General features: G+C 70.0%; 10 protein-coding genes and 1 tRNA gene. 5 read left to right on the forward strand and 6 right to left on the reverse strand.

The features are described 5' to 3' along the window. Nucleotides 1-56 precede the first annotated feature (56 nt). Nucleotides 57-131, forward strand: a tRNA-Asp gene (locus tag ACZ499_RS00190). 246 nt (nucleotides 132-377) lie between these two features. Beyond that, complete coding sequence (locus ACZ499_RS00195; RefSeq protein WP_468670569.1) at nucleotides 378-599, forward strand: DUF6274 family protein; 222 nt, start codon at nucleotides 378-380, stop codon at nucleotides 597-599. Nucleotides 600-959: 360 nt separating this feature from the next. On the opposite strand, the gene bldC is transcribed toward ACZ499_RS00195, so the two are convergent. Both bldC and ACZ499_RS00205 read right to left on the reverse strand, forming a co-directional pair. Continuing rightward, on the reverse strand, nucleotides 960-1,166 hold the full coding sequence (gene bldC, locus ACZ499_RS00200) for a developmental transcriptional regulator BldC (RefSeq protein WP_003949541.1): 207 nt from the start codon (nucleotides 1,164-1,166) through the stop codon (nucleotides 960-962). A 543-nt stretch (nucleotides 1,167-1,709) separates the two neighbouring features. Next, nucleotides 1,710-2,552, reverse strand: coding sequence for a DUF8083 family protein (locus ACZ499_RS00205; RefSeq protein ID WP_468670572.1), 843 nt, complete (start codon nucleotides 2,550-2,552; stop codon nucleotides 1,710-1,712). 176 nt (nucleotides 2,553-2,728) lie between these two features. Here ACZ499_RS00205 and ACZ499_RS00210 point away from each other — a divergent pair, with 176 nt between their 5' ends. After that, nucleotides 2,729-3,832: a Leu/Phe/Val dehydrogenase gene (locus ACZ499_RS00210; RefSeq protein ID WP_468670574.1), complete on the forward strand. Its 1,104-nt coding sequence runs from the start codon at nucleotides 2,729-2,731 to the stop codon at nucleotides 3,830-3,832. Between the two features lie 281 nt (nucleotides 3,833-4,113). Beyond that, a complete protein-coding gene (locus tag ACZ499_RS00215) occupies nucleotides 4,114-4,377 on the forward strand; it encodes a DUF3073 domain-containing protein (protein ID WP_385545377.1) in 264 nt (87 codons plus the stop codon). Between the two features lie 107 nt (nucleotides 4,378-4,484). On the opposite strand, the gene purM is transcribed toward ACZ499_RS00215, so the two are convergent. The 4 genes from purM to ACZ499_RS00235 form a co-directional block, all read right to left on the reverse strand. Then, the gene (purM, locus tag ACZ499_RS00220) at nucleotides 4,485-5,582 is read right to left on the reverse strand and encodes a phosphoribosylformylglycinamidine cyclo-ligase (RefSeq protein ID WP_468412415.1); all 1,098 of its coding nucleotides are present in this window, start codon (nucleotides 5,580-5,582) and stop codon (nucleotides 4,485-4,487) included. Between the two features lie 46 nt (nucleotides 5,583-5,628). Beyond that, the gene (gene purF / locus ACZ499_RS00225) at nucleotides 5,629-7,155 is read right to left on the reverse strand and encodes an amidophosphoribosyltransferase (protein ID WP_067162366.1); all 1,527 of its coding nucleotides are present in this window, start codon (nucleotides 7,153-7,155) and stop codon (nucleotides 5,629-5,631) included. 241 nt (nucleotides 7,156-7,396) lie between these two features. Continuing rightward, nucleotides 7,397-8,197: a maleylpyruvate isomerase family mycothiol-dependent enzyme gene (locus ACZ499_RS00230; protein WP_468670577.1), complete on the reverse strand. Its 801-nt coding sequence runs from the start codon at nucleotides 8,195-8,197 to the stop codon at nucleotides 7,397-7,399. Between the two features lie 191 nt (nucleotides 8,198-8,388). Beyond that, entirely contained in the window at nucleotides 8,389-9,051 is a 663-nt protein-coding gene (locus ACZ499_RS00235) for a TetR/AcrR family transcriptional regulator (protein ID WP_468670579.1), read from the reverse strand. A gap of 209 nt (nucleotides 9,052-9,260) precedes the next feature. On the opposite strand from ACZ499_RS00235, the gene ACZ499_RS00240 reads away from it, so the two are divergent. Further along, nucleotides 9,261-10,721, forward strand: a complete 1,461-nt coding sequence (locus tag ACZ499_RS00240; protein WP_468672024.1) for an MFS transporter — start codon at nucleotides 9,261-9,263, stop codon at nucleotides 10,719-10,721. Nucleotides 10,722-10,834 lie beyond the last annotated feature (113 nt).

Genomic DNA, 10,834 nt, shown 5'->3' on the forward strand with positions numbered 1-10,834 from the left:
TGACCTGCTGTACAGTTTCTCTCGCAGCCAAGGAGCAAGCACAGGCTGCGAAACCTGGTCCTGTGGAGCAGTTTGGAGTGCTCGCCACCCTGTCAAGGTGGAGGCCGCGGGTTCAAATCCCGTCAGGACCGCAGTGAAACCGGAGCCCGCATCCTTCCTGGATGCGGGCTCCGGTGCTGTTCGGGGCCGCGCCCACGGCGGAGCCGCGAATCAGACACGGCAGATCCCGTCAGGACCGCAGTACCAAGTGGGCCCGGATCCATACGGATCCGGGCCCACTTGGCGTTTCCGGCCGTCTTGACGGAGTCATCTGCCCCCGGTACCCAAGGAGAAGGCAGCGGGTCCCACCCGGGAGGTGGCGCATGACGGCGTCGTCCGTGAGGCACGAGACTCGGGCGCTGCTGCGCGCCCATCTGTCGGCCGCGAGCGGCTACCGGCACGTCACCCGGCACTGCCCCGTCTGTTCGCGCCTCCTGCGGCTCGCCATGGAGCCCTCGGAGCCCGAACCCCTCCTCGCACTCCTTGAGCCGCGCCCCGAGCCGCGCCCCGAGGCACTGTCCGAGCCTCTGCCCGAGGACGAAAGTCCCGCCGAGCGGTGACCAATGGCGGGTTGGCCGCGCCCCCGACGGTGGCAGGCTCTGTTCAGAGGACCGTCGCGGGGGTGTGACGGGAGTCACCGAACGAGTTTTGGGAAGCGGGGAACTTACACCGTACCTACAACCTCCCAATTTAATATGTGCAATTGCACCACCTCCGGAGGGGCCTGTGGCAAGCCCCGCGAAGCACCCCCAGACGGCCCGGACCGTCCCGGATCGGGGCATAAAAAAGACCGCGCTGGACCCGGCGGAGTCCAGCGCGGCCGATGACGGTGAGCCCGTTGGGGCAGGCCTGTCGCCAGTGGAGCTATGGGGTGGGCGACCGGGATGGGGGTCCCGGAATGCCCGTTATTGGGGTGTTGTTCAGGCCTCGCTACGCTGCTGCGGAATACCCGCAAGCAGCGCACGGACCTCTGCTTCGCGGTACCGGCGGTGTCCACCCAGCGTGCGGATGGACGTGAGCTTGCCCGCCTTCGCCCAGCGGGTGACCGTCTTCGGGTCCACGCGGAACATCGTGGCAACCTCAGCCGGGGTCAGCAGCGGCTCGGCATCAGGGGTGCGAGCGGTCATGAGCGGCCTCCTCGGGAGAACCGAACCTTCTCGGTTCTTTCCTCTAAATTCTGCACCTTGACCCGCGTTGCCCGAAATGGCGGACGCGAGCCGAGTCGGTTATAGGACGAACGGCTTGTCCTCGGCACTACAACTACACCATCCGTCCAGCCACGTCGGCCAAACCGATGGAATTGCCCTCCCAGGTGTTCATCAGCGACGGAAGCCGATGGACCATGCCATAGCGGACAGTCACGCCACAGTGACGATCAGTCACAGAGCGATCAGGAGTCATCAGACCCCCCATAGCAGGCAATACCAAGCAATCCGCCCAGAGTTGGACGGAAGGAGCCCTCGCCGGACTCCTTGTCCTATTTTGGCACGAGGGTGGGGGATCGACGCAAGGGCCCAGAAAGTGCGGTCCATCACGCTTGAGGCAAAGGCCCGGATCGGGACCTACGTCCCGAGCACACGGCCGGAAAGGTCACTCAGCCGTACGAAGGCGCTCACCCGAACGGGTCAGCGCGCGGCCCGTTGCCGACGCCCCCTCCGTCCGACGGTCCCTCAGTTCGCGAGCCGGCGCTCTCTGACGGCCCGCCAGCGCTCCGTGAAGCGTTCGTACGCCCTGGCCGCCCCCGCGTCGTCCCCGGCGCGCAGTGCGGCGATCCCCTCGGCCACGTCGGCCGCCGAGCGGTCCTCCTCCAGGCGCGCCTGCGGCAGGGCGTGCACCAGACCCCCGTAATCCAGCTCGACCAGCGAGCGCGGATGGAACTCCTCCAGCCAGCTCCCCACCTCGACGAGCTCCTCGGTCAGAGGTCCCTCGTCGATGTGGTCGCGCAGCGTCCTGAGCGCCCGCGCGAGGCGGCGCCGGGCCTGGACCATCGGGGTGCGGTAGCGCAGCACGGGCGCCGCACCGCTCTCCGCCCGGACATACTCCCTCTCTTCGTCCGAAAAGACTGTGAACCAGCTCACAGGGATGTGCCAGACCGCTGTCAGGATCCACGGCCGGGCGTCCGGGTTCTGCTCCCGCCACCGCTCGTAGTCCGCCGCGGCCTGCCGGCGCACCACCGGCGGCAGCAGCGCGTCGAGCACCGGCGCCGGGAACTGGCCGGGCAGCCCCTCCAGGGCCTGCCAGCCGCGCAGCCGGGTCCGCCACGGGCAGACGCACACCACTCCGTCGACCTCGGCCACGAACGCGTCCGCGCTCTCGTGGACCGGCACCGCCACCGGCGGGGTCGGCAGCAGATCCGCCAGCGCGCGCCGGAGTTCGTCCTGGGCATCCGGGGTACGCCCGCGCTCCGCGTAACGGGTCCAGTGGGCGCGCTCCGGTTCGGGGAAGGCCGCCAGCGGCTCGTACACCCGCAGATAGGACGCGTACGGGACGATCACCGAGGACACCACCGCCATGTGTCGAATCGTCCCACGCGCACGCGGGGACGGAGGGTGATCCTCGGCACTGCGCCTGATCTACGGACGCGTAGGACTTACTCTGCTCCCAGCGCGGCCCCGGGCGGGCCGCGACGTGGCCCGCCCCACCCACAAGCGGGCCGCCAAACGCCGCTTCGTACTTGGGAGTCACCACCGTGACCGATGTGACCGGCGACGCTGTCAGCTCAGCAGACGTTCTGCACACCCTGTTCCGTTCGGACCAGGGCGGCCATGAACAAGTCGTGCTGTGCCAGGACCGCGCCTCGGGCCTCAAAGCCGTCATCGCCATCCACTCCACCGCCCTGGGCCCGGCCCTCGGCGGAACGCGCTTCTACCCCTACGCGAGCGAGGCCGAGGCCGTCGCCGACGCGCTCAACCTCTCCCGCGGCATGTCCTACAAGAACGCCATGGCCGGGCTCGACCACGGCGGCGGCAAGGCCGTGATCATCGGTGACCCGGAGACGGTCAAGACGGACGAACTGCTCCTCGCCTACGGGCGGATGGTGGCCTCGCTCGGCGGCCGTTACGTGACGGCGTGCGACGTCGGCACGTATGTGGCGGACATGGACGTCGTGGCGCGCGAGTGCCGGTGGACGACCGGCCGCTCCCCCGAGAACGGCGGCGCGGGCGACTCCTCCGTGCTCACCGCCTTCGGCGTCTTCCAGGGCATGCGGGCCAGCGCCCAGCACCTGTGGGGCGACCCGACGCTGCGCGGCCGCAAGGTCGGCGTCGCGGGCGTCGGCAAGGTGGGCCACTACCTGGTGGAGCACCTGGTGGCGGACGGCGCCGAGGTCGTGATCACCGATGTGCGTGAGGAATCGGTACGCCGGATCCTCGACAAGCACCCGGGCAGCGTCACCGCGGTCGCCGACACGGACGCGCTCATCCGTGTGGAGGGGCTGGACATCTACGCCCCCTGCGCGCTCGGCGGCGCCCTGAACGACGAGAGCGTCCCGGTCCTCACCGCGAAGATCGTGTGCGGCGCGGCCAACAACCAGCTGGCGCACCCGGGCGTCGAGAAGGACCTCGCGGACCGCGCGATCCTCTACGCGCCCGACTACGTGGTCAACGCCGGTGGCGTGATCCAGGTCGCCGACGAGCTGCACGGCTTCGACTTCGACCGCTGCAAGGCGAAGGCCGCGAAGATCTTCGACACCACGCTGGCCATATTCGCACGTGCGAAGGAAGACGGCATTCCGCCGGCCGCCGCGGCCGACCGGATCGCCGAGCAGCGCATGGCCGAGGCGCGTCGGCGCTGACGCCCCCCGGCGGCCGATCCGCCGACCGGCGAGAGAAGACTCACGCCGGTCGGCGGGTCGGACGCCAAGAAGGGGTTAAAATCGCGGTTGACCAGCGAGGAAAGGGCTCCTTGCGGGTTCTGCCAAGTGGCACGTCATGCGGGCGGCGTACCGTATGGCCGCGGAAGCAGGTACCGTTGAAGCCCTACGGACACGGTCTCTCCACGGAGAGCCCGTTCCGACTCATGAACGCGTGTCAAGACTCTGGGGCCGTTGAGCCCCGTCACCGAGGGGGTCGAGCCATGGGGCGCGGCCGGGCAAAGGCCAAGCAGACCAAGGTCGCCCGCCAGCTGAAGTACAGCAGCGGCGGGACTGATCTGTCGCGTCTGGCCAACGAGCTGGGCGCATCTACTCCGAATCCGGCAGTGAGCCAACCGCCTAACGCGGAGCCACTGGAGGACGACGAGGATGACGACCCGTACGCCCGCTATGCGGATTTGTACGGCACCGATGACGAGGACGAGGACGAAGAGTCCGGCCCGTCGTCGCAGCGCCGCGGCGCTTGACTTCGCTGTTCCCGCTTTCGCAGCAACTTTCACTTCTGCTGCTCTGAGCACAACGACCCGGTCCGGGGCCTTCGCCCCAGACCGGGTTTCGTGCTGCCTGTAGTGGCTTACTTGGCGTAGTCACCCGTCAGCTCGGCGCCCGTGGCGTGCTCGCCGCGCTCGGTGATCCGACCCGCGACCCAGGAGTCCACACCGCGGTCCGCGAGGGTCGTCAGGGCCACGTCCACCGATGCCTCGGGGACGATCGCGATCATGCCGACGCCCATGTTCAGCGTCTTCTCCAGCTCCAGCCGCTCGACCTTGCCGGCCGTGCCCACCAGGTCGAAGACCGCGCCCGGCGCCCAGGTCGAACGGTCGACCGTGGCGTGCAGGTGGTCGGGGATGACCCGGGCCAGGTTGTTGGCGAGACCGCCGCCGGTGACATGACTGAAACCGTGTACCTCGGTCGTACGGGTCAGGGCCAGGCAGTCCAGCGAGTAGATCTTGGTCGGCTCCAGGAGCTCCTCGCCCAGGGTCCGCCCGAACTCCTCGACCTGCTGCTCCAGCGACATCTTCGCCCGGTCGAAGAGCACGTGCCGGACGAGTGAGTACCCGTTCGAGTGAAGTCCGGACGACGCCATGGCGATGACGACGTCACCCGTACGGATGCGATCCGCGCCGAGCAGCCGGTCGTACTCCACCACGCCCGTACCGGCGCCGGCGACGTCGAAGTCGTCCGGGCCGAGGAGGCCCGGGTGCTCGGCGGTCTCGCCGCCGACCAGCGCGCAGCCCGCGAGGACACAGCCCTCGGCGATGCCCTTCACGATGGCGGCGACCCGCTCGGGGTGCACCTTGCCGACGCAGATGTAGTCGGTCATGAACAGCGGCTCGGCACCGCACACGACGAGGTCGTCGACGACCATGCCGACGAGGTCGTGGCCGATCGTGTCGTACACGCCGAGGCGGCGGGCGAGGTCGACCTTCGTGCCGACGCCGTCGGTCGCGGAGGCGAGCAGCGGGCGCTCGTAGCGCTTGAGGGCGGAGGCGTCGAAGAGACCGGCGAAACCGCCGAGGCCACCGAGCACCTCGGGGCGCTTGGTCTTCTTCACCCACTCCTTCATCAGCTCGACGGCGCGATCGCCCGCCTCGATGTCGACGCCCGCGGCTGCGTAGCTGGCACCAGTGCCCGAGTGCGGAGCACGCTGATCAGATTCAGCAGATGACATGGCTCTGAAGAACTTTCGTGTCGTACTGCAGGGTTTGTGCGGGCGCCTACGGGCGGCGCAGCGCGTCGGCCGCGGCCGTGGCGGCGGGGCCGGCCGCGAGCTCGGTCTCCAGGAGCTGCTTGCCGAGCAGCTCGGGGTCCGGAAGCTCCATCGGGTAGACCCCGTCGAAGCAGGCGCGGCAGAGGTTGTCCTTGGGGATGGTCGTCGCCTCGATCATCGCGTCCGTCGAGATGTACGAGAGCGAGTCGGCGCCCAGCGAGGTGCCGATCTCCTCGATCGTCATGCCGTTGGCGATCAGCTCGGCGCGGGTCGCGAAGTCGATGCCGAAGAAGCACGGCCACTTGACCGGCGGGGACGAGATCCGGATGTGGACCTCGGCGGCCCCGGCCTCGCGGAGCATCTTCACGAGCGCGCGCTGGGTGTTGCCGCGGACGATCGAGTCGTCCACGACCACCAGGCGCTTGCCCCGGATGACTTCCTTCAGCGGGTTCAGCTTCAGCCGGATACCCAGCTGGCGGATGGTCTGCGAGGGCTGGATGAAGGTCCGCCCGACGTAGGCGTTCTTGACCAGGCCCGAGCCGTACGGAATGCCGCTGGCCTCCGCGTAGCCGATGGCGGCGGGGGTGCCGGACTCGGGAGTCGCTATCACCAGGTCGGCGTCGACAGGCGCTTCCTTGGCGAGTTTCCGCCCCATCTCCACACGGGAGAGGTAGACGTTCCGCCCGGCGATGTCGGTGTCGGGACGCGCCAGGTACACGTACTCGAAGACACAGCCCTTGGGCTTCGCTTCTGCAAATCGAGAGGTCCGGAGGCCGTTCTCGTCGATGGCGACGAGCTCGCCCGGCTCGATCTCGCGCACGAAGCTGGCGCCGCAGATGTCGAGGGCGGCGGTCTCGGAGGCGACCACCCAGCCGCGCTCCAGCCGGCCGATGACCAGCGGGCGGATGCCCTGCGGGTCACGGGCGCAGTACAGCGTCTGCTCGTCCATGAAGACCAGCGAGAACGCGCCCTGCACCTGCGGAAGGACCTTGGCGGCCGCTTCCTCGACGGTGAGCGGCTTGCCGTCGTCGTCGGTCTGCCCCGCGAGCAGGGCGGTGACGAGATCGGTGTCGTTGGTGGCGGCGACCTGGGTCGCGCGACCGTTCTCCTTCGGCAGGTCGGCGACCATCTCCGCCAGCTGGGCGGTGTTCACCAGGTTGCCGTTGTGGCCGAGCGCGATCGAGCCGTGGGCGGTTGCCCGGAACGTCGGCTGCGCGTTCTCCCACACGGAGGCACCGGTGGTCGAGTAGCGGGCGTGACCGACCGCGATATGACCTTGGAGCGAACCGAGAGAGGTCTCGTCGAAGACCTGGGAAACAAGCCCCATGTCCTTGAAGACGAGGATCTGGGAGCCGTTGCTCACCGCGATACCCGCGGATTCCTGGCCCCGATGCTGGAGGGCGTAAAGCCCGAAGTAAGTGAGCTTGGCGACCTCTTCACCCGGAGCCCAGACGCCGAAGACGCCGCAAGCGTCCTGGGGGCCTTTCTCGCCGGGGAGCAGATCATGATTGAGTCGACCGTCACCACGTGGCACGCCACCGAGTGTAGGCGAGATCGACCACTGGTCCGAATTGGGGATACGGACAAGGCGGGGGTGGTGGGCGGTTTGTGGCATCTGCCGGACGGGGTCGAGCAGGGCTTTTCCCGCCCTGACGGGAAAAGGCCGGTGAAGGGGCCGGGCGGGAAATGTGACGGAGGTCGCGCGGGCCCCGGCGGGGGCCCGGCCCGAAGTCACCTGCCGTAGCCATATGACCACCTCGGCCGGGCCGCATTCCTCAGCGGGAAAGCACCGGCAGGAGTGCGGAGAGGTCCGCCCGCTCCCCGCTCGCCGCAACCCGCCCCCCGTCCAGCTCGTCCGCCCACGCCCTGCGCCCGGCGGCGAGCCGCATCCAGGTGAGCGGGTCGGTCTCCACGACGTTCGGGGGCGTGCCCCGGGTGTGCTTCGGGCCCTCGACGCACTGCACCACCGCGTACGGCGGGACGCGCACCTCGACCGAGCCGCCCGGCGCCTTCACCGCGAGCGCGTCGGCGAGCAGCCGGGTGCAGGCGGCGAGCGCCTGGCGGTCGTACGGGATGTCCAGGCCGGGCACGGCGTCGTTCAGGTCGTCGGTGTGGACGCAGAGCTCGACCGTGCGCGTGACCAGGTGGTCGGCGAGGGTCATGGTGCCGAGGACCGTCCTGACGAGCCGGGTGTCCTCGGCGCCCGGGAGCAGCTGCCCGGTGCGGGCGGCCACGTCGGCATAGAGGGAGGCGAGGTCCGGGACGCCCTCCCCGTCCGGGGTGCGGGCGGCGGTGGCGGTGGCGGTGGCGGTGGCGAACGGCCAGTCCGGCAGGGTGACGTCCGGGCGGCCGGGGGCGGGCGCCGGCTCGGCCAGGTTCCTGGCGACCACGTCCACGGCCCGCGCCAGATGCGCGGCGAGGTCGTGCACGGTCCAGCCCACCAGCCGGGTCGGCCGCTCCAGCGCGTCGGGCGCGAGACGCGCCACCGCTTCCCGTACGTGCGCGAACTGGGCGAGGACGGCGGCGCGGGTCTTCACCGGGTCGTAGCTGCGCGTGCGCTTCTTGGCGGGAGGCATGATCGCGAGCCTATGCGGTGGTGGCTTGGGGCTTACAGGTTCGGCTGCGGCCCGGTGGGGGCTGAGCGCGCAGTTCCCCGCGCCCCTAGGCAGTCAGGGGCGCGGGGCTCTGACATTTTGCGGCTCCGCCGCGCGGGCGCGAGCGACCCAGCACGGTCCGCGGCCGAAAACCCGACTGAGCCAGCGAAGCGCTACCCCTTGGTCGCAAAGTCGCCCAGGCCGAATTCGACCAGGTCGAAGGCGCGGTCGGCCAGGCGGACGGCGTCCGGGGCGATGTCCTCCGCCGGGTCGCCGAGCAGCAGGCGGCGGTGGTTCTCGCTGACCAGCGTCGCGCGCGTGCCCATCAGCTGGGCCGCCGCGACCCGGGCGAGCACCCGGTCCCCGGTCTCCTCGCCCAGCGCCTCGGCGACCAGGTCGGAGCTGCGTACGAGAGCGGTGCGGGCGCGGTTCAGCAGCACCGGGGTCTCCATGATGAGCCGCAGCAGCTGGAGCACCAGCGGGTCGTCGCTGAGGCCGATGGACGCGTCGCGGGCCTCGACGGCCGCCAGGTAGTGGGCGCGCACGGCGGCGACGGCGGACTCGCCCGCCGGGCGCTCACGGACGGCGCGGACCACGTCGTCGCTGTGCTCCTCCATCGGCCGGAGCGCCAGGTCCTCTTTCGAGTCGAAGTGGTTGAAGACGGTCATCTTCGAGACGTCCGCCGCTTCGGCGATCTCGGCGACCGAGACCTTGTCGTAGCCGCGCTGGGCGAAGAGGTCGAGGGCGGTGGCCATGAGCCTGCGCCGGGTCTGCCACTTCTTGCGTTCCCGCAGGCCCATATGGGCCGGTGCGGGCTTCTCCGCGTACTCCGCCATGACCGCCACTGTACCAGGATGAATTTTAATCCAGGATGAAAAGTTGACTCAGTACAGAATATGGGTCAGGGTGGTGCCCACGACTACGGCGAGCGGCCCCGACTGCCGCACCGGAGGGGGAATCCACCATGCCCGAGACCCTGAGCACACCCATGCCGAAAACGGCGCGGCCGGCGAACGCCGAGGAGGGGGCGCGTCCGGCCCCGGTCATGTCCGCGGGCCAGGTCAGGATCGGCTTCGCCGTCTGCCTGGTGACGATCCTGCTCGCGGTGCTCGACACGAACATCGTGTCGGCCGCGACCGTCCCGATCGTCCGTGACCTCGACCCGGTCCACGGGGTCGACAAGATCCCGTGGCTGATCAGCTCGTTCGCCCTCGCCTCGGCGGCGGTGCTGCCGCTGTACGGGAAGCTGTGCGACACGATCGGCGCCAAGAAGGTCTTCGTGGGCGCGATCGCCACGTTCCTGGTCGGCTCGGCGCTGTGCGGGGCCGCTCAGTCCATGGGCGAACTGATCGCGGCGCGGGCCGTGCAGGGCATCGGCGGTGGCGGCCTGATGAGCGTCACCATGGTGGTGCTCGCCCAGCTGAAGAGCCCCGGGGACGAGGACGGCGGGGGCGGCCGGGGCAAGGCCGGCAGCATCGGCGGAATCGTCGCCGGGGCCGGGATGGCGCTCGGCCCGTGGGTCGGCGGCACACTCGCCGACCACGCGAGCTGGCGCTGGATCTTCTACGTGAACCTGCCGGTCGGCCTCGCCGTGCTCGCCGCGGCCGTGGTCGTCCTGCGGCTGCCGGTCACTCCCGTACGCCACCGCATCGACTACCTCGGCGCGGCGCTCGCCGCGGCCTTCTCGGTCTCGCTGCTGCTGGTGACGGAGTGGGGCGGCAAGGACTACGCCTGGTCGTCGCCGGTGATCATCGGGCTCGCGGTCGCCGGCCTGGCCTCGCTGGCGCTGTTCCTGCGCCGTCAGACGACCGCGGCCGAACCGATCCTGCCGCTGTCCATGTTCAAGGTCCCGGCGGTCCGCCTCGGCTTCGCCATCCAGGGGCTGGTCGGCGCGGCCATGATGGGCACCCTGGTGTACGTGATGATCTACCTCCAGGTCGTCCGGGGCATCGAGGCCACGTCGGCGGGCCTGTATCTGATCCCGATGGCCATCGGGATGACCGCCGTCGGGTTCGGCTCGGAGCGGCTGGGGGCGCGCGGCTGGTCGCAGAAGACGTTCGTGCTGACGGGTACGGTCGCGGCGACGGCGGCGCTGGGCCTGCTGGCCACGACACAGGTGTCCACGAACCTGTGGCAGATCCGGGCCGAACTGCTCCTGATGGGCATGGGGTTCGGCCTGCTCATCGGCCAGCTGATCCAGATCGTGCAGGCGGCGGCCCCGGCCCGTCAGCTGGGTGTCGCGACGACAGGGGTCCGGTTCTTCCAGACGCTGGGCAACGCGCTGGGGGCGGCGGTGTTCGGCACGATCCTGAGCCGGGTGTACGAGTCGAAGGGGCCGGGCGGCTCGACGAGCGCGCTGCGCACGCTGCACGGTCCGTCGCACGCGTCAGGGGTTCATGCCCTCACGACGGGGACGGATGTGGTGTTCGTGGCGGGGGCGGTGTTGATGGCGGCGGCGGCGTACTTGGCAACCCGCCTGCCGGGCCCCACCCCGCCCCTTCCCTAAACCCTCCGGGGGTGTGGGTGAGCTGAGGTGGTTCTCCCGGGGGCTACGCCCCCGGACCCCTGAGCGGGGTCTGCGCCCCCCGCACCCCGCTCCGTTCGTCTGCCGCCCGTCGT

The organism is Streptomyces sp. NPDC031265 (genome assembly GCF_055570295.1).

What these genes read in the sequence shown, in the direction of transcription:
- bldC (WP_003949541.1), bottom strand. Translation starts at nt 1,166, where the DNA reads ATGACCGCTCGCACCCCTGATGCCGAGCCGCTGCTGACCCCGGCTGAG.
- ACZ499_RS00205 (WP_468670572.1), bottom strand. Translation starts at nt 2,552, where the DNA reads ATGGCGGTGGTGTCCTCGGTGATCGTCCCGTACGCGTCCTATCTGCGG.
- ACZ499_RS00215 (WP_385545377.1), top strand. Translation starts at nt 4,114, where the DNA reads ATGGGGCGCGGCCGGGCAAAGGCCAAGCAGACCAAGGTCGCCCGCCAG.
- purM (WP_468412415.1), bottom strand. Translation starts at nt 5,582, where the DNA reads ATGTCATCTGCTGAATCTGATCAGCGTGCTCCGCACTCGGGCACTGGT.
- ACZ499_RS00230 (WP_468670577.1), bottom strand. Translation starts at nt 8,197, where the DNA reads ATGCCTCCCGCCAAGAAGCGCACGCGCAGCTACGACCCGGTGAAGACC.
- ACZ499_RS00235 (WP_468670579.1), bottom strand. Translation starts at nt 9,051, where the DNA reads ATGGCGGAGTACGCGGAGAAGCCCGCACCGGCCCATATGGGCCTGCGG.
- ACZ499_RS00240 (WP_468672024.1), top strand. Translation starts at nt 9,261, where the DNA reads ATGTCCGCGGGCCAGGTCAGGATCGGCTTCGCCGTCTGCCTGGTGACG.